This window comes from Gilliamella sp. W8123 (genome assembly GCF_016101085.1).
In the GTDB taxonomy this organism is placed as follows: Bacteria; Pseudomonadota; Gammaproteobacteria; order Enterobacterales; family Orbaceae; genus Gilliamella; species Gilliamella apis.
Genome location: NZ_JACFRE010000001.1, coordinates 1 through 19,856, shown reverse-complemented (window position 1 = coordinate 19,856; position 19,856 = coordinate 1). Strand labels below are relative to the sequence as shown.

General features: G+C 35.2%; 17 protein-coding genes and 1 riboswitch. Of the genes, 14 read left to right on the top strand and 3 right to left on the bottom strand.

The genetic code is table 11. The annotated features are described in order from the left end of the window. Positions 1–4 precede the first annotated feature (4 nt). The 3 genes from kdsA to H3T56_RS00075 all read left to right on the top strand — a co-directional run bounded on the left by kdsA (position 5) and on the right by H3T56_RS00075 (position 5,407). Complete coding sequence (gene kdsA / locus H3T56_RS00085; RefSeq protein WP_198191948.1) at positions 5–859, top strand: 3-deoxy-8-phosphooctulonate synthase; 855 nt, start codon at positions 5–7, stop codon at positions 857–859. A gap of 444 nt (positions 860–1,303) precedes the next feature. Beyond that, a complete protein-coding gene (locus H3T56_RS00080; protein WP_198191721.1) occupies positions 1,304–2,719 on the top strand; it encodes an OprD family outer membrane porin in 1,416 nt (471 codons plus the stop codon). Positions 2,720–2,728: 9 nt separating this feature from the next. Next, entirely contained in the window at positions 2,729–5,407 is a 2,679-nt protein-coding gene (locus tag H3T56_RS00075; RefSeq protein WP_198191720.1) for a beta-N-acetylhexosaminidase, read from the top strand. Between the two features lie 67 nt (positions 5,408–5,474). On the opposite strand, the gene rraB is transcribed toward H3T56_RS00075, so the two are convergent. After that, positions 5,475–5,870 carry a ribonuclease E inhibitor RraB gene (rraB, locus tag H3T56_RS00070; protein ID WP_198191719.1) on the bottom strand — a complete coding sequence of 132 codons (396 nt, stop codon included), beginning with the start codon at positions 5,868–5,870 and terminating at the stop codon, positions 5,475–5,477. Positions 5,871–5,940: 70 nt separating this feature from the next. Between rraB and H3T56_RS00065 the strand changes: the two genes are divergently transcribed. The 7 genes from H3T56_RS00065 (at position 5,941) to H3T56_RS00035 (ending at position 12,291) form a co-directional block, all read left to right on the top strand. Continuing rightward, positions 5,941–6,771 (top strand): PHP domain-containing protein, encoded by an 831-nt coding sequence (locus H3T56_RS00065; protein WP_065651960.1) that lies wholly within the window; start codon positions 5,941–5,943, stop codon positions 6,769–6,771. 102 nt (positions 6,772–6,873) lie between these two features. After that, a complete protein-coding gene (locus tag H3T56_RS00060) occupies positions 6,874–7,494 on the top strand; it encodes an L-threonylcarbamoyladenylate synthase (RefSeq protein WP_086320192.1) in 621 nt (206 codons plus the stop codon). Positions 7,495–7,565: 71 nt separating this feature from the next. Beyond that, a complete protein-coding gene (gene rluB, locus H3T56_RS00055) occupies positions 7,566–8,570 on the top strand; it encodes a 23S rRNA pseudouridine(2605) synthase RluB (RefSeq protein WP_110453250.1) in 1,005 nt (334 codons plus the stop codon). 284 nt (positions 8,571–8,854) lie between these two features. After that, positions 8,855–9,049 carry a hypothetical protein gene (locus H3T56_RS00050; RefSeq protein WP_198191718.1) on the top strand — a complete coding sequence of 65 codons (195 nt, stop codon included), beginning with the start codon at positions 8,855–8,857 and terminating at the stop codon, positions 9,047–9,049. Positions 9,050–9,093: 44 nt separating this feature from the next. After that, positions 9,094–9,510 carry a hypothetical protein gene (locus H3T56_RS00045; RefSeq protein WP_198191717.1) on the top strand — a complete coding sequence of 139 codons (417 nt, stop codon included), beginning with the start codon at positions 9,094–9,096 and terminating at the stop codon, positions 9,508–9,510. Between the two features lie 25 nt (positions 9,511–9,535). After that, positions 9,536–10,930: a hypothetical protein gene (locus H3T56_RS00040; RefSeq protein WP_198191716.1), complete on the top strand. Its 1,395-nt coding sequence runs from the start codon at positions 9,536–9,538 to the stop codon at positions 10,928–10,930. 11 nt (positions 10,931–10,941) lie between these two features. Further along, positions 10,942–12,291, top strand: coding sequence for a hypothetical protein (locus H3T56_RS00035; RefSeq protein WP_198191715.1), 1,350 nt, complete (start codon positions 10,942–10,944; stop codon positions 12,289–12,291). A 97-nt stretch (positions 12,292–12,388) separates the two neighbouring features. On the opposite strand, the gene H3T56_RS00030 is transcribed toward H3T56_RS00035, so the two are convergent. Beyond that, entirely contained in the window at positions 12,389–13,405 is a 1,017-nt protein-coding gene (locus H3T56_RS00030; protein WP_198191714.1) for an amidohydrolase family protein, read from the bottom strand. A 441-nt stretch (positions 13,406–13,846) separates the two neighbouring features. Here H3T56_RS00030 and H3T56_RS00025 point away from each other — a divergent pair, with 441 nt between their 5' ends. After that, on the top strand, positions 13,847–14,140 hold the full coding sequence (locus H3T56_RS00025; protein WP_198191713.1) for a putative quinol monooxygenase: 294 nt from the start codon (positions 13,847–13,849) through the stop codon (positions 14,138–14,140). 59 nt (positions 14,141–14,199) lie between these two features. On the opposite strand, the gene argS is transcribed toward H3T56_RS00025, so the two are convergent. Continuing rightward, complete coding sequence (gene argS / locus H3T56_RS00020) at positions 14,200–15,933, bottom strand: arginine--tRNA ligase (protein ID WP_198191712.1); 1,734 nt, start codon at positions 15,931–15,933, stop codon at positions 14,200–14,202. Between the two features lie 161 nt (positions 15,934–16,094). Continuing rightward, positions 16,095–16,203: riboswitch (TPP riboswitch) on the top strand. Positions 16,204–16,243: 40 nt separating this feature from the next. Between argS and thiB the strand changes: the two genes are divergently transcribed. The 3 genes from thiB to thiQ are packed head-to-tail and all read left to right on the top strand — an operon-like array spanning position 16,244 to position 19,515. Continuing rightward, positions 16,244–17,242, top strand: coding sequence for a thiamine ABC transporter substrate binding subunit (thiB, locus tag H3T56_RS00015; RefSeq protein ID WP_086362418.1), 999 nt, complete (start codon positions 16,244–16,246; stop codon positions 17,240–17,242). A 13-nt stretch (positions 17,243–17,255) separates the two neighbouring features. Beyond that, positions 17,256–18,836 (top strand): thiamine/thiamine pyrophosphate ABC transporter permease, encoded by a 1,581-nt coding sequence (thiP, locus tag H3T56_RS00010; RefSeq protein ID WP_198191711.1) that lies wholly within the window; start codon positions 17,256–17,258, stop codon positions 18,834–18,836. Then, a complete protein-coding gene (gene thiQ / locus H3T56_RS00005) occupies positions 18,814–19,515 on the top strand; it encodes a thiamine ABC transporter ATP-binding protein ThiQ (RefSeq protein WP_198191710.1) in 702 nt (233 codons plus the stop codon). The genes thiP and thiQ overlap by 23 nt, the downstream gene beginning before the upstream one ends. Positions 19,516–19,856: the final 341 nt, after the last annotated feature.

The following is a 19,856-nucleotide window of genomic DNA, read 5'->3' as shown; positions in this document are numbered from 1 at the left end:
TATGATTAAACAAAAAAGAGTAAAAGTCGGTAATATTACGGTAGCTAATGATTTACCATTTGTATTATTTGGTGGTATGAATGTGCTTGAATCTCGCGATTTAGCGATGAGAATATGTGAGCACTACGTAACAGTAACCGATAAATTAAATATTCCTTATATCTTTAAGGCTTCTTTTGATAAAGCGAATCGTTCATCGGTTCACTCTTATCGAGGACCAGGATTAGAAGAAGGAATGAAAATATTCCAAGAATTAAAACAGCAGTTAGGGGTTAAAATTATTACTGACGTGCACACTGAAGAACAGTGTCAACCTGTGGCTGATGTTGTTGATGTTATTCAATTACCGGCTTTTTTAGCAAGACAAACTGATTTAGTTGTAGCAATGGCGAAAACTGGTGCAGTAATTAATGTAAAAAAACCTCAATTTGTTAGCCCAGGCCAAATGGGTAATATTGTCGAAAAATTTGAAGAAGCAGGTAATGACCAAGTGATTCTCTGTGATCGTGGTAGCTGCTTTGGTTATGATAACTTAGTGGTTGATATGCTTGGCTTTAATGTCATGAAGAAAGTCAGCCATGGATCGCCAGTGATTTTCGATGTAACTCATGCATTACAATGTCGTGATCCAATGGGGGCAGCATCAGGTGGTCGTCGTGGTCAAGTTACTGAGCTTGCTCGTTCGGGGATGGCCGTTGGTATTGCAGGACTATTTTTAGAGTCTCATCCAGACCCGAGTAGTGCAAAATGCGATGGTCCTTCCGCATTACCATTAGCAAAACTCGAACCATTCTTACAACAGATGAAAGCCATTGATGAACTCGTTAAAAGCTTTGCAGAGCTTGATACTGAAAAATAATTTAACTTCGAAATGACTAATTATTAAGAGAAATGCTATGCATTTCTCTTTTTTATTGCCTGTTTTTATATCAGCGACTTGTTTTTAATTATTACTTTTTGTTAATTTCTTTCTTAATGTCATCGCCATGTCATCACTGCAAAAGTTATAAAAAATAATTAATTTATTCTGTAAAAAAAGCGTGGCGAATTTCACAAAAAAAAGCCAAATTTTTATTTTTTTGGTGATTTAGATCACGAATTTAGATCAATTAATTTGCGAACTAAAATATGTTTATGCATTATAAAAATGCATATTTATCCTATTTCTACCTTAAATATGTTCCAAAAATGTTGTTTAGATAGCAATTCAAAGTAGTAATAAATTCAGTTTGACTTATAAAAACCAATTAGTTATTAGGGAATTTAGTGGTCAGTTACACAGTATAATTTTAGGGAAGCAACTATGAATCATAATAATTTACCGGTTTTACCCTGTCGTTTTAATCTTTTTACTAAACTTTTTTTATCTATAACTGTTTTAACCAGTATATGCCCAGCACAAGCTGAGTATGTCAGTAATTTTGTCGATGATGCATCATTAACTGGAAACATATTTTTCTGGAATCGTGATCGGGAAAGAAAAAATCTTGACGAACATAAATACCAAAAAAACCTCAGACATTCATCATTTAATACCAATTTAGACTTTAGGTCAGGTTATATTGCCGATCGACTTGGTATTGAATTAGGTGGTTATGGCGCTTGGGAAGTCAGTAATGGCGGTAACGGGCATCCAAATGAGATTGGTTTTAGTGGTGCTAATACTCGTTGGAATGAAGATTGGAAAAAAGATGTTAGTGGCTTAAGTTTTTATAAAGCACAACTTAATTTTAAACTTGATGAGTTGTTTTGGATCAAGGCCGGTTATATTCAACCTTCTGGACAAACTTTATTAGCTCCGCATTGGAGTTTATTACCAGGTACTTATCGGGGAGCAGAAGTTGGCACCGTACTTGATTTTGATGCTGCTGGTGCTTTATCCATGTCCTATATGTGGACAGATAAATACAAAGCGCCTTGGTATAAACGCCTCTATGAATTCAAACGTTGGCAAAAGGGTAAAAAAATCGATTTTTTACACTCAGCCGGTATGAAATATGATTTTAAGAATGATCTTGTACTCGAAAGCGCCTTTGGCCAAGCTCAGAATTATATGAATCAATTTTTTGCGAAAGCTTCTTATAAAACAGATGTGTTAAATAATCCATTAACCATGAGTTATCAGTTTTATGGCGCTAAAGACCAATCTCATAAAGGTGCCAATGTTTATGATGGTTTAGCGTGGTTGCAAGCAGCGACTTTAGGTTACCAAGTTGGTCCTGTTGGTTTACGACTTGAAGGTGTGTCTGTAAAAGCAGAAGGTGAACAAGGGTTCTTCTTACAACGTATGACGCCTGATTATGCATCATCTAATGGGCGATTAGATGTTTGGTGGAATTCTCGTTCTGACTTTAATGCCAATGGCGAAAAAGCGGCATTTTTTGAGGTGACATATGATTTAGGCCATCTAAATCATTATTTGACTGGTTGGAAAACCGGTGCATCTTATGCTTATGGTTGGGATGCCAAACCAGATTCAAAAGCAAAAAATCAAAAAAATCGTTTAGTAGAATCGGCTTATAATTTTGATTTAGGTTATACCATTCAAGATACATGGGCTAAGGATACTTCATTCCAATTACACTATACCAAATATAACAACCATGAAAATCATATCAACAGCTGGGGCGGTGGTTATGGCAACATTTTCCAAGATGAACGTGATATTAAATTTATTGTTACTTTCCCTTTCACCATTTTCAATGCTAAACAAAAATAGGTAACCGATATGAAAAAGTTTAAATCAGCTATACTTGCTACTTCGATCACATCATTATTAACTCTAGGAGCCAGTCAATCGGTTAATGCATCACAACAAATAGTTGATACGATGAGTTCACAGCTCCGCTTAAATTATCAAATAGTCGATAACAACGCCGTAAACGCAGGGGTAGATTGTGCAGCATTGGGCGCAGATTGGGCTTCTTGTAACAAAGTGACCTTAACGCTTAACAACAACGGTCCAGCAATAACCAGTAAAGATTGGGCTATCTACTTCCATAATATACGCATGATTTTAGCGGTAAATAATGATCAGTATAAAATTACCCACGTCACCGGTGATTTGCATAAATTAGAACCAACAGAAAAATTTACCAAAATTCCTGCTAACTCACAGGTAACTATCCCAATTATTGGTGAATATTGGCAAATAAGTGAAAGTGATGTGATGCCTCGCTGGTATGTAACTTCAACGAATGCTAAACCTAAAATAATTGCCAACACCAATACTGATTCTGATAATTTATCGGCATTTGTGGCACCATTAGGTGAACAATGGAAGATATCACCTAATGACCATAATATACTGATGACTCCCGAAAACCGCTATCAACGTAATAATGATATTCAAAAAATTGATGCTGATTTATTAAAAGGTCAAATTTTACCAACACCAGTTAAATTAACGGTTGGTAAAGAATCTATTACCCTAAATCAAAGTGGTGTTAATCTCATACTTAATGGCTTAGCAAAACCAAGCCAATTAGTGTTAGAAAAGCATTTCAAACAATTAAATATTGCTGTGACAAAGCAAGGGTTTAAAGTCAATGCATCAATTGATAAAACTGCATTTGAAAAAGGTGTAAATGGCAGTTATAAACTAGATATAACCCCACAAGGTGCAACTATCGTAGCATTTGATGAAAGTGGAATTTTTTATGCTGTAGAATCGATATTATCGTCAATAACAGTTAGTAAACCGCAAATTATTAACACACTTTCAGTTGAAGATGCCCCTCGTTTTGATTATCGAGGTATGATGCTAGATATCGGTCGAAATTTCAAAAGCAAAAAAGCGGTATTACAGTTACTTGATATGATGTCGAAATATAAAATGAATAAATTTCATTTTCATTTAAGTGATGATGAAGGTTGGCGAATTGAGATCCCCGGCTTACCAGAACTCACTGATTTTGGTAGTAAACGTTGTCATGATTTAACTGAAAAACAGTGTCTATTACCGCAACTTGGATCTGGGCCAAACAGTGACAATAATGGCAGTGGCTACTTTACTCGCGCAGATTATATCGAAATCGTTAAATATGCCAATGCGCGATTTATTGAAGTTATTCCAGAAATCGACATGCCAGCCCATGCCAGAGCAGCTATTTTGTCAATGGAAGTGAGATATCAACACTTAATGAAGCAAGGAAAAACCGAAGCTGCGAATGAATATCGATTACTTGATCCTACTGATACTTCGAATACTACTACGGTGCAATTCTACAATCGCCAAAGTTATCTAAATCCATGTTTAGATTCTTCGAAAAAATTTGCTGATAAAGTAATTAGCGAAATAGCCAAAATGCATGTCGAAGCAGGGCAACCGATCACAACATGGCATTTTGGTGGTGATGAAGCTAAAAATATTCACTTCGGCAACGGTTATCAAGATATCCATGCAGCTAAAAAAGAGGCGGGTAAAGGCTTAATAGATCAGAGCGTTGAAGATCATCCATGGGCAAAATCACAAGCGTGCCAAACTTTTGTTAGTAAAGGTGTTGTAGAAAATATCGAGCATTTGCCAAGTTATTTTGCTATTGAAGTAAGTAAAATCATCAAAAATAATGGTATTAATCGCATGCAAGCTTGGCAAGATGGCGTAAAATTTGCTTCCAACGCCAAAGCTTTTGCTACCGATGAAGTGGTGGTCAATTTCTGGGATAACTTATATTGGGGAGGATACGATTCAGTCAATGAGTTTGCCAATAAAGGCTACAAAGTGATAGTTTCAAATCCTGATTATGTCTATTTAGATATGCCTTATGAAGTTAATCCAAAAGAAAGTGGTTACTACTGGGCTGCGCGCTTTAATGATGAACGCAAAATATTCAGTTTTGCACCGGATAATTTACCACAAAATGCGGAAACCTCATTCGATCGTAATGGTGATGCATTTGCCGCTAAAGGTACCATGAATTGGCCAGGCGCCTATGGCTTATCAGCACAAATCTGGACGGAAAATATTCGCACCGACGATAAATTGGCCTACATGGCTTATCCTCGACTATTGAGTGTTGCCGAGCGGGCATGGCATGAAGCTGATTGGGAAACTAATTATCAAAAAGATCGCGAATTTGAAAAAGGTAAAACACAATATGTTGATCAGCAAAAACTGCTAAATGATTGGAATCAATTTGCTAATTTAATTGGCCAACGAGAATTAGCTAAATTAGATCTTGCTTCAATTAACTATCGCCTTCCTGTTCCTGGAGCGAAGATTGAAGATGGCAAATTAGTTGCTAATGTTGTTTTTCCTGGCTTAACTATCGAATATTCAACCGATAAAGGCGAAAATTGGCAGGCTTACAACGGCCCGGTAGCGATAAATAACAACGCTTCGGTTTCGCTTCGTACAGTAACCGCTGATCATAAACGAACTAGCCGTGTTGAACAATTAAATTAAATGTTAACACTATTCTTATCCGTCTGGTGGCGGATAAGAATAGTCATAATTAACCGCTGATTATTTATTAATGAATGGTCTCGCTAACGTCATCTTCATCGAATTGGTCATCACTACCATCTTCAAAATAGGTTCCCCAGCCATCATAATTAACACCAAATTGGTTTGCTAGAGTTATAATTTCGGCGATTTGCGCATTAATTAATTCAGCATTTAATGGACTTTCAGTAATAATATCAAAACCAATTACCGCATTACCTGCATCATCAACATCTTCGTCAGGATCGGTTGCTTCATAGCCTAATTTATAAGCTTCAACAGCGACTTTTTCTAGTTTATCAAAGTTTTGTGATGAAATATGATGTTCAATAATATACAGCGCATGTGGATCACTTCCATCTTCTAAAAGTTCTTGAATAATAGCTAGCGTATCTTGCTGAGCAAGCTGAATTTGATCTTTCATAATATACCTTTTAGTGGTCGTGCAAATTGTGTGGTATATTACACGTTTAAAAATAATTTTCGAGAAAAAAGTGATCGTTGACTTACATTCGCACACAACTGCATCAGATGGAATTTTAACGCCAAGTGAACTGGTCAAAAGAGCTGTTGATAATCAAATCAATATGCTAGCGATTACCGATCACGATACTATCAAAGGATTGCTAGAAGCGAAAGCGACCATAGAACGAGATAATTTGCCAGTTAAATTAATCTATGGGGTTGAAGTGTCAACAATGTGGAAGAATAATGAAATTCATATTGTTGGTTTGAATATCGACATTGAAAATTCCCACTTGCTTGAATTATTAACTGCACAAGAACAAAGTCGTATTGATAGAGCAATCAGTATTAGTGAAAAATTAGCTAAAGTGAGCATAGACAATGCTTATGAGCAAGCCCAACAATTTTCTAAAGGTGATATTGTATCTCGAGCTCATTTTGCCCGCTTTTTAGTCGCTAATAATTATGTTAAAGATATTAAACGCGCATTTAAAAAATATCTGGGTAAAAGTGGTTATGCCTACGTTCCTGCCAAATGGTGTAGTATTGCTGATGCGGTTAATGCGATACATGCAGCAGGTGGACAAGCGGTGTTAGCACACCCGACACGCTATGATTTGACCTTAACTAAACTAAAATTATTAATTAGTGAATTTAAATCATATGGTGGTGATGGTATTGAAGTTTCTCAGAGCCGCCAAACTCAAGATGATTTACAACGATTAGCAAAATTGGCTAATGAATTTGAATTACTTGCGTCACAAGGTTCGGATTTCCACGATTTGCTTAATTACCTTGATCTTGGTAAAACTACGCCATTGCCTGGTAGTGTTACACCTATTTGGCATAACTGGATATAATAAATATATTAAACTAAAATAGTATCAATTAGCGCTATAAACCGTGATGAAAAAGCCCTTTCCTCACATTTTTTTAACCTGCTATCAATAAAGAAGAATATTATGAGCCAAACTTTTTATATTCATCCTGATAACCCACAAACAAGGTTATTAGATCAAGTCGTCAAAATATTAAATGATGGTGGCGTCATTGCATTTCCTACTGATTCAGGTTATTCGCTAGGTTGTTTACTTGATAATAAATATGGTGTAGATCGTATTTGTCAAATCCGTAATCTGGATAAACACCATAACTTTACCTTAATGTGCCGTGATTTATCTGAGCTTTCTTCTTATGCTTTTGTTGATAACACTACTTTTCGATTATTAAAAAATAATACCCCAGGTAAATATGTTTTTATCTTACAAGCGAGCAAGGAAGTACCACGACGTTTGATGAATGAAAAACGCAAAACGATTGGACTGCGTATTCCTGATAATAAAATTGATTTAGCGCTTCTTGAATTATTAGGACAACCTTTAATGACAACTACGCTTATTTTACCTAATGAAAATGAAGCTCAGTCTGATCCCGAAGAAATTGAAGATAAAATTGGTCACCAACTAGATGCTATCGTTCATGGTGGTTATATTAGTGAACAGCCAACAACAGTAATTGATTTAACTAACGATTATCCAGATATTATTCGTCAAGGTAGTGGTGATATCAAACCATTCGAGTAAACAAATTAATAATATATCAATGAGTTATTGAGTTAATAAATGATACCTGAGAAGGTAACAGTGAGGATTATATGAAACAAAATAGATCTGCATTTTCCAAAAAACAACGTGGAGCAGATAAACTAATTGAGCAAGAAAGTGATATCGCTCGTAAAAAAAATACCAAATTAAGCCAAACGTCAAATCGTAAAAGTTCACAACCAGATAATACTGAAAAATTACAAAAAGTATTAGCCAATTTAGGTAATGGTTCACGTCGTGAAATTGAAGCTATGATTGTGGCCGGAAAAATTAGTGTTGATGGCAAAATCGCGACTTTAGGTGATCGCGTAGATGTCAATGCCAGTCCAAAAATTCGTATCAATGGTCATTTAGTTCAGTTAAGAAGTAAAGAAAAAGAGGTTTGTCGTGTTCTAGCTTATTATAAACCTGAAGGCGAAATCTGTTCTCGAAATGATCCGCAAGGGCGAGCAACAGTGTTTGAGCGATTACCTCGCTTAAAAAATGCCCGCTGGATTAACATTGGTCGACTTGATATAAATACATCGGGTTTATTGCTATTTACAACGGATGGCGAATTAGCAAATCGCCTTATGCATCCAAGGCATGAAATTGAACGTGAGTATGCTGTTCGAGTATTTGGTAATATTACCGATCAACAACTTAATCAACTTCGTAAAGGTGTTCAGCTTGAAGATGGTCCCGCTGCATTTAACTCCATCAAACCACAAGGTGGTGATGGACTAAATCAATGGTTTAATGTGGTTATTACTGAAGGTCGTAATCGAGAAGTCCGTCGTATGTGGGAAGCAATTGATGTTCAAGTTAGCCGCTTGCTACGTATTCGTTACGGTAATATTACTTTACCGAAAGGTTTATCTCGTGGCACATGGATGGAATTAGGTATTGATTCTGTTAATTACCTACGTGAGTTAGTTGGCTTACCAGCTGAAATGAAAAGTTTTACAACAAAATCATCGTTTGACAAACGTATTGTTAGACCAAAGCGTATCAAACTCAATCAGTCTAGTCGAACTGCTCGTCAAAAAACGAATAAAAAACCAACACGAATATAAAATTTTGTTAACCCTTAAATAAAAATGATTATTTTATTTAAGGGTAACATCATCCCGCCAATTAATTTTAAACATTTACCAAAACCACTAATAGCATTTATTGTTAATAATTAATAACAAATAGTAAAAAAAGTAGCAATAAAAGTTAATAATTAGCTAAAAGTTTAGCATAAACTCAACCAACAGTTTTTTAATAAACTGATAAAAATAGCCATTTTTATATAAACATAAAAAAATGGATATGAAATAACTAGTAATAAAAAAGAAGTAAAGAAAGGAAGTTTATGCGCACGATTATTGCTATTTTTTGTATATTTTTATTAACGGCATGCCATACGCGAACAGCCGAAGATGCATTTAAGGAAGGTCGCTATATAGAAAGTATCAATCTTTTAGCTGCCAGTTTGGATGAAAAAGGGCCAGCAAAGTTTGATCAACAGGACGCTAAGCGCCTACAAACTATAAACGCAAAGGGATAATAAAAGTTTATTGCTATGCTTCCGAATACTGCTCTGAGGTAAAATTGTTACTAAATAAGGATTATGTCACCTTTGTTTCTTCTCCAGTTGGTGCTGATCTCAAAATTAAAATAACTGTTGATAAAGAATATAACAGTACAAGATCACAGATTGACATACCAAACACCCGAAAAGTATTTGATAAATACATAGAACATATCGATGCTCAAGGGAATAGGATTCAAATCCCAACGTTAAAAGATGAAACTTACTATACGAAATTGGATACTAATAACAATAGTTTAAGTCTAGAGACAGTAGTAAGGATGGAAGGAATTATTGACTTTTCTGACACTATCTATGCAAGAGCTTCAAGCTATTATGAAAATGATGATGATTTACTACCAGTAGCAAAAAGAGAACTGATCACTAAATTAAGATCATTGCTAGAAAGTACTGCTCAAGATCTTTGTTCCCTTTAATGGACAATTTTCAACAAGGAAAAACATGATAAGAATTATTATTGCCGGTTTATTAATGTTTTTATTAATGAGTTGTACTCACGAACGCACATCTCAAGATGCTTATGCTGAAGGGTACTATCTTGAAAGCATCAATCTATTAGCGGCAAAAATAGAGGAAAAAAGTGAAGAAAACTTTAAGCAAACTGATGCAGCCCAGCTGTGTCAGTTAGTCACTGATGTAATGAATAAATATGAGGATGAATTAGCCAGCACCAATAATACTGATTATAAAAAACGCATTGAAATCTATGAAAGACTGTTAGAGATGAATAAGCGCTTAACTAATCGTTTTTACAGTGCGGAATTAGTGAACTTTTTTGATAAATATCCTGCTGAAAGTTTGAGGCAAATTATTGCTAAAGATTTTTATGATTATGGTAATTCAATCACAGGTACTGATTCTGATAGCTATCATACAAAAGCTGAGTTATATAAAAGTGGTTTGTCTTACTACAGTTATAAAAATATTGCTACTTTATATAAAAATGCTAATAGCAAATATATGCAGATTGCCGCTAAAGATTTCTATGATCAAGGTAGAAATTTCGAAAAACAGAAAGATTATAACGCTGCGTCTGAGGCATTTAGTCAAGCATCATCAGTATATCAACCACTAGGTAAATATAAAGACAGTGATAAACGCGCTTATGATAATGCTAAAAAACACGCTACTTTAATGGCCGAAGAGGCTTATCAAAAAGGAAAAAATCTGGCAAAAGGCGCTGACAGACGCTCAACTTTTCGTTCAGTTGGCGAATATTATAGGCAAGCCGCAGACGTATATAGTCGTTTTGGACGTTATAAAGATGCAGCTTCTTTAGCTGAAAAGTATCTTGATAAAGGTTTAATATCGGTTTATTTTCATTCAGACGATCACTGTTCTGATGTAAGCTCAGCTTTTTCTGCTAATTATCTCTCCTTTGTCAGTTCTCCATCTGGTGCAGATATCATAATTAATGTGACTTGTAATAGCCGTTATTACTCCCCTCAACAATCGTATAACATGGAAATAAAACGCGAAAAAGTATTTGATAAATATGTAGAACAGACTGATGCTCAAGGGCATACAACTCAGGTCGAAACTTTTAAAGAAGTGTCTTACAACGAGTCAACCAGAACTTATCGCAATAGCTTAACATTATTGACTGAAATAAGCGTTACAGGACTTATTAATTCAAGTAGCTCATTTACTATAGAAAAATCTTCAGAAAAATATGAGGTTCATTATTGGGGTGGAGATGTACCTTCACATGTACATGACTATAACGAAGGTGTTTTAGAATCTCCAAATGAATTAGAACAAAGAGCTAAAAGCGAACAAAGTGCTGAATTAAGATCAATACTTGATAGTATTGCTCAAGATCTTTCATACCTATAAAGGGAAACTTTATGAAAATTAAAAAATTAATGAAAATTATTTTGGCTTCTTTATCAATATTTTTATTAGTTGCTTGTGCGCACCAACGCACATTTCAAGAAGCATACGCTGAAGGAAGTTATATTGAAAGTATCAATTTATTAGCGACAAAAATAGAGAAAAAAAGTGAAGCAAACTTTAAGCAAACTGATGCCGCACAGCTGCGGCAGTTAGTTACCGATGTGATGAATAAATATGAAAATGAATTAGCTAATACCACGAAGAGCAATGATGAACAACGCCAAGAAATATATGAGAAATTATTAGAGCTTAATCAGCGTTTGAGTGATCACTTTTACAGTTCCGAATTAGCATTCTTTTTGGATAAATATCCTAGTGAACGTCTAAAACAAAATATTGCTAACTTTTATACTCAACAAGCAAATGCTATCCCAACTAATTCTGCTGGTGATTATGAAGAAAGAGCAGCGTTATATAAAAAATCTTTAGATAGATATTACGATAAAAATATCGAAAAAGCCTATATTCATGCGGATACTAAATATAGGCAGCTTGCGGCACAAACATTATACAATCTTGCTAAACAGGAAATACGGAGTGGTGATTATAATGCAGCGCTAGCTTGTTTTAGAACTATTAGTGTTATTTATAAGCCATTAGGTCAATACAAAGATACTGAAAAATTAGCTCGTTACTATGAAAAAAAAGCGAGAAACAAAGAAGCGTTTGATTCTTATTCTCAAGGTGAAAAAATAGCTAAAAATGCGACTCGAAGTTATCAATATCGACAAGCAGCAACAAATTATCAACATGCCGCGAATACTTATGCAAAATATGGTAATTATCGAGATTCGGAACAAAAAGCAATAGAATATACCACCAAGGGTCAAATAAGACTATATGTGACAGGTAATACAAATGCATTTTCTAATTTTGTTGAAGATTATTTCAAAAATGATGATGCTATTATATTAGTTTACAACAGTAGTGGTAGTGACATTACTATTAATCTTAGTGAAGATGAGCGATATTCTGAAGATGGCGGTTCAGTAACAAATGACACTAAAAAGAATGGTGAAAAAGAATATAATTTACAAACTGAAACATTAGTAAATAATTATAGTTTAAACCTTAGCGTAAATATTTCTGGATTAAGTGGTTATTATGACAGATTTTCAGCTGAAAAAAGTTCAAGACAAGTTAAGTATACCTACACTGGTGATAAACCTAGTTACGAATTTGATAGTACAGACGGTAATTACTATTCTCGTAGTGAATTAAGACAACAAGCAGAAGATGATATAAAATCAAGTCTTAGCAATTACCTTTCTAGGCTTTCTTCAGCAATTCATCAATTATAAATAATAATCAATAAATATAATCCCACTCAGTTATTCTCTGGGTGGGATTTTTATTTTTAAAGATGATTAAATCTCAGTTAAATTTTTAATCAGACAATTATTCAATGCCTAATACCATACGCCCATTTTTGGTGGCAACATTTACCACATTATCTAAATCTGTATAACGACAGCCAGTGACTAATAATTTAAGCTCTTCCCACATATTACCGGTTGAAAAAGGTAACATATAATCACTGACGTTATCTGTTCCAATAGCAACAGGTATCCCGGCGGCAGCAAGTTCATCGACTGGCGTTAATGAATTGCGGGTTGGGCCATGTTCTTCACGGCGCGGGCTATCAATCCAAGCAAATGGGCAAGCAATTACCATCATTTTAGCTTCTTTCATTTTTTGGTAGAGTTTTTGACGATATTCCAAACTATGAGCGGTAATTGAAATACTATGAATAGCCACCACGCGACCATGCATACCATGCTCAATGGTTTTATCAGTAAGTTGCTCGGTTTCGATTTCATCTGATGAGTTAAACTGGTCAACATGGACATGTACCATTTTGCCTAATGCTTTACCGGTCTTCATTAACACATCTAAATGTTTTAATCCCATTCCTTCACCATGATCTCGCTCATCTCGACGCGGCAAACCACCAATAATATCTACTAAATCAGCACCTTTATCAAACCAGTATCTGGCTTCTTTATCAATAACTCCTTTAAGAGTTTGATTGACTAATTTAATCGTAATATCGTTTTTATATGTTTCACGAGCTCGTAGCGCACCTCTAATTGCTCGCTCTTCGGCAATCGGATCAATGTCAACAAATGAACCCATGGCCGTAACACCTTGTTCAATCATGCGTTCAACCGCCATGCTAAAATGCCGATAATAATCATCTTCGGTCATTGCTGCTTTCACTTTATCAAGCGTGTCCCATTTTTCAATTAAAGTCTGTTTTTGGTAGACATCAAAACTATCTACAGTGATAGTAAAAGCACGATCAGCATGCATATGTGAATTAACCCAACCACCATTTTGTTTAATTTTGTTCATCAAATATGCTTTCAAGCTCTGATCTCGACTGGTTGATAACATTTGTTTATTATCGGTCATAATGCGCCTCTAAAATTTGGTTACTATTAAGTTTTAATAAAAAATGGATAAAAAAAATCCCCCAAAAAGGAGGATCAAAATAAACCTGTTAGGATATTTCTTATAGCAATGAAAACACAAGTTGTCATGGAAGTTTACACTTTATTATTTTTCCGAAGTGGGAAAGATTTTAATGGATTCATTGTTAAGATCAAGCATTTTAATTTTATAAATATTTAAATAAATGAAAAGGTTAAAGTATTATTTTTTAGATTTTTCAAACTAAAAAAAGTCTATTTATACTCTTAAAGAGTAAACTTTTAAATTACATATGCCTAACTTACTATTTAATAATAAGTATAATGGTCGAAAAAATGAGATTAGCATGATTATTAAAAGCTGTTTATTCTTAACAGTAGGATTTCAAACATTACAAAACAAGTTTACTTATAAGGGTAGAATATGTCACAACTAAACATTATTGCCACCATTACGATAAAACCAGAGTATCATGAAGCATTTAAACCTATATTTAAACGATTAGTTATCGGTAGTCGAGCTGAATACGGTTGTGTTCGCTATGAGCTGAATCAAAGTATTGAGAATCCCAATATTTATATAGTAGTAGAAACATGGCAATCACAGCAGGCGATTGACTTACATAATACAACGCCACATTTTGTTGAATTTGCTAATTTTGCCAAGGAGCATGTTGATGGATTATCGATTTGTATAGCTAAACAGGTTGATGTCTAAGCGGATAACTAAATACCAACAAAACCACCGATATTTAATCATATCGGTGGCAAATAAGCTTACATTTTGTCAACGGTTTTAATGCCAAGCATATCTAAACCCGTTTTAAGCGTTTTGGCTGTTAATGAGGCCAGTTTCAATCTGCTAACTTTCAAACTTTCATTTTCGGCGGCCAAAATAGGGCAGTGTTCATAAAAACTTGAAAATAGGGTAGCGATATCATACAGATACGCGCAAAGAACATGTGGGGTACCTTCGGCGGCAACAGTTGTGATTGTTTCATCAAATTGATTCAAACGAATTGCTAACGCTCGTTCCTTTTCAGTACCTAAATCGATATGACCATCTAGATTTTCTTCATTGATATTTGATTTTTTAAATACTGAAAGTACACGGGTATAGGCATACTGTAAATAAGGTGCTGTATTGCCTTCAAATGACAGCATATTATCCCAATCAAATACATAATCAGTTGTTCTATTTTTGGATAGATCAGCATATTTAACCGCACCAATGGCAACTGCATCAACCACTTGAGCAAGCTCGGCATCAGAAAGATCAGGATTTTTGCTTTTAATTAATGTTGCGGCTCGCTTGGTTGCTTCATCGAGTAGATCATTTAGTTTAACGGTATCACCTGAACGCGTTTTAAAAGGTTTACCATCTTTACCTAACATCATACCAAACATATGATGTTCAAGTTTTAAAGATTCTGGGACATATTTTGCTTTATGTACAATCGCCCAAACTTGTTCTAAATGTTGATGTTGGCGTGAATCGGTATAATATAAAATACGATCCGCGTGTAAGGTTTCATAACGATATTTTGCACAGGCAATATCGGTTGTTGCATAAAGATAACCACCATCTCGTTTTTGGATGATAACACCCATTGGTTCGCCTTCTTTATTTTTATACTCATCTAAAAACACAACAATAGCGCCTTCACTTTCAACGGCTAATTTTTTCTGTTTGAGATCGGCAACAATGCCCGGAAGCATGCTGTTATAGATACTTTCACCCATGGTATCTTCTAATGAAAGTGTGACATTGAGTCGTTTATATGTGGCAATATTTTGCGTCATGGTAATATCTACCAGTTTTCGCCACATTTCACGGCAATACTCATCACCACCTTGAAGCTTAACGACATAATTACGGGCTTTTTCAGCAAAGACTTCATCTTCGTCATAATGTTTTTTGGCTGCACGATAAAAAGATTCTAGATCCGATAGATCCATATCGTTGGCCTGTTCATTTTGCATTTTTTCAAGGTAAGCGATTAACATACCAAATTGAGTTCCCCAATCACCAACGTGATTAGCTCGAATCACATTGTGACCAAGAAAATTTAAGACTCTAACACTCGCATCACCAATAATAGTTGAACGTAAATGACCAACATGCATCTCTTTGGCTACGTTTGGTGCTGAGTAATCAACCACAATAGTTTGTGGTTTAGCTGGTAAAGTGATATTCAATTTATCGCTACTTAACGCTACTTCGTTCTGCTCGGCAATCCAACTATTTTTTAAAAAGATATTAATAAAACCCGGGCCAGCTATTTCTACTTTATCGGCAATATCTTCAATATCCAGATGTTGTAATACTTTTTCTGCCAATGCGCGTGGTGGCATAGCCAATTTTTTAGCGGTAGCCATGATACCATTTGCTTGATAGTCACCAAATTGAACTTTGGCTGATTGCTTGATTAAAGCATCACAGTTTTTATCTGCACCAGCCATAATCATTGCTTGCGAAACTCGTTGCGTTAATAGTTGTTGAATATTCACATTGTACCTAATCAATAATCATAAAATGAGGCATATAATACCGACAAACACAACAATTGTCACTGATTGCCTGTAATCTTACCTTGTTTTAATATGTATAAATTTGTATTTATCAACCCCTCGCCTGTTTACAATTCTATTTGCTACCACTAAACTACTCATCGTTCTCAACGGGGTGCCCTGAATGGCTGAGAGTGTCAGAAAAACTGACATAACTCGTCGAACCTGAACTGGATAATACCAGCGGAGGGATTTGAGTTATTATATCTGCTCAAACCTTTTGTCTTTTACACATTACTTTGGAGGCAAAATGTTTCGTAAAAACTTTTTACTATCTGTTATATTTTCATTTTCACTATTTAGTCATCTAGCAAATGCACAACAACCAACTCTAACCGTTTATAGTTACAACTCATTTATGTCACAATGGGGGCCGGGTGAAGCAATTAAAAAAGGCTTCGAAGCGCAATGTAATTGCCAACTTGATGTTGTCACATTGGGGGATGGCGTATCTGTTTTAAATCGAATTCGCCTTGAAGGCGACAAAACAAATGCTGATGTTATTTTAGGATTAGATAACAACCTATTAGCACAAGCCAAGCAAGCGGATATCTTAATTCCGCATCAAATTAGTAAACCCGATAACCTCAATACCGATTGGTGGGATGATAGTTTTATTCCTTACGATTTTGGCTATTTCGCTTTTATCTATAATCAAGATAAGATCAAAAATCCTCCTCATTCATTACATGAATTGGTCGAAAACCAAGCTAATTGGAAAATCATTTATCAAGATCCTAGAACCAGCACTCCAGGACTAGGTTTATTGTTTTGGATGAAAAAAGTCTATGGTGACAAGGCGGCAAATGCGTGGCAACAAGTGGCTAAACATACGGTCACAGTAACTAAGGGCTGGAGTGAAGCTTATGGTATGTTCCTAAAAGATGAGGCTGATTTGGTATTAAGTTATAGCACATCGCCGATAGCACATATTATTAATGAAAATAACCATAGCTACGCAGCCGCGATTTTTGCTGAAGGTCACTATCGCCAAGTCGAAGTAGCTGGCATCATTAAATATAGCCAAGAAGTCGATTTAGCTCGACAATTTTTACGTTACTTACTAACACCCGAGATACAACGGCAATTTGCTGAAAAAAATGTGATGTATCCAATTATTAAAACCGATCTACCAGATGCTTATAAGCAAATTAATACCATTGATAAATCGCTAGAATTTACACCGGAAGAGATTGAAAAACATCAAAAAGGCTGGATTCGTGAGTGGCAGTCAGCAATAAGTAACTAGTTAAGTATTATTAATGTTAAAATTCAGATCGTTATTACCAGGTATCAGTGCTGCTAGTTTAATTTTAATCATATTAAGTTCAGCACTTCTCGCTATCTGGAAATTTGCCTTGCAGTCAGGAAATTTAACCATCTATTTTGATAGTTACATATTGCATATTATATGGATAACTTTTTACCAAGCTGTATTGTCGACATTATTATCACTAATCGCAGCCATATTAATGGCTAAAGCATTATCTTTAGTCGATTTTAAAGGTAAAAAGTTGTTATTGAAAATGATGCCTATTACCTTTATCTTACCAACACTAGTTGTTGTAACTGGTTTACTATCGGTTTACGGGCGACAAGGTTTATTATCTAGTATCTGCCAAATATTACACATACCATTCTCATTTTCAATTTATGGTTTACACGGCATTTTATTGGCGCATGTATTCCTGAATTTCCCTTATGCCTGCTGTCTATTTTATCAAACCTTACAAAGCGTACCTATTGAACAAAAACACTTAGCTGCGCAATTAAATTTTAGCAATGTAACCTTTTTTAAAATTATTGAATGGCCATTACTTCGTAGACAAATATTACCTATGGCGGCATTAATTTTTATGTTATGTTTTTCAAGTTTTGCTATTGTTTTAGCATTAGGTGGCGGGCCAAAATATACCACGCTTGAAGTTGCTATTTATCAAGCAATTCGTGATTTTGATCTGTTACAAGCAGCATTACTTGCCTGTTTACAATTAGTTTGTTGTATCGCCTTCATTGGATTAATGCAAAAGATAAACAGAATCGATAAAAAATTAACGCTAAAATTTACTCAAACAGACTACCGTTTACCTCTACCCAAAGGATTAAAAATTGTTAGTTCAGTGCTAGTTTTGATTGGTGGATTATTTATACTGTTACCGATGCTGACCATCCTTTTTCAAGGTATCTATTTCTTTCAATTTTCACTGTTGACCTTCTCATTACAGCAAGCTTTATTTTTTTCAATCATTATTGCAATTGGTTCATCAATTATTGCCATGATACTAGGGTTACTATTACTTTGGACCAATAGTCGACTACTGATAAATAGACAACCGCGATTGAGTAATGGACTATTATTAATTGCATCACTGATTCTAGCCATACCAAGTATGGTATTGGCATCAGGATTATTTTTATTACTATTTGACTATAGTAATAATACCGTTTTTATCTGCTTATTGATGATGGTTTGTAATGGATTGATGGCTTTACCATTTATTACAAAAAATCTTACCGTTCCAATGTATGATATTACTGCTCAATATTGGCGACTTACCCAATCACTGAATATTAATGGTATAACTCACTTTTATTTAATTGATTTTAGAGGGTTAAGAAGAATAATATTAATGAGCTTTGCATTTGCTGGCATATTGTCATTGGGCGATTTTGGTGTAATTGCTTTATTTGGTGGGCAGTCAGTCACCACTTTACCTTATTATTTATATCAACAGATATCGCATTATCATTACCAAGAAAGTATAGTAACAGCGGCAATTTTATTAATTTTATCATTTAGCTTATTGGTTGTTATGGATTATGATCGAACTTCAAAAAACTGAGTATCAATATGATAACTTCAACATGCACTTTGTGCTTAATATTGCTGCTAAAGAAAGAGTAGTGATTGTTGGCCCAAGCGGTGCTGGCAAAAGTACATTACTCAGTTTAATTGCCGGATTTATTTTTCCTCATTCAGGGCAAATTATCCTAAATCATCAAAACGTCACCACAACTTTACCGGGTAAACGGCCGGTATCGATGCTATTCCAAAACAATAATTTATTTAGCCATCTCACAGTCGAACAAAATATAGCGTTAGGTATTAAACCATTATTAAAACTTAGCCGAGCTGAACGGACAATAATTGGTGACATATTAGTGCGTGTCGGATTAGAAGGCTTTAACCAACGTTATCCCGAACAGCTCTCAGGTGGTCAACGGCAACGCGTTGCACTGGCACGCTGTTTAATACAACATCGTCCAATTTTACTCCTTGATGAACCATTTTCTGCCCTTGATCAAGCATTACGTTTTGAAATGCTAGCTCTTGTTAATCAAGTATGTAGCGAATTCAACCTTACTTTAATGATGGTCTCGCATTATTTAGATGATTCTCTTCACCACTTCTCACGTTGCCTTGTTATTGATAATGGAAAAATTATTTTTAATGCAGCACCAAAACAGTTATGGCATTCGGAAAATCAAAAAATTGCCAATTTATTAGGCCTTGAAAGTTAGAATTTTAAGTTGAAAAATTTTGCGGAACGGGGTTTTTAAAGCCTAAAAATCCCGCCAATAAATCGCTAACGTTGGTTATAACATCAACTAGTTCCAATAATAAACGTTTATTTTGGCAAATAAGTTTGGTGTATTTAATTTAGCGACATTCGCAACGTGCTGACAACTGCGTGAGGTAAGCATGGCAAACAGGGATGTTTGGCAAGGCGGTGCTTTGTCAGGAACAAATCACAGCCGGTGCGTTAAAAGCGAACGCAGGCGGAAGGCAGTCACATCGTGACCACTTGCGTGGTCGCCGCGGGAGATTGTAAAGAGGGTTCGCGCCAACCCTCTTAACTCGG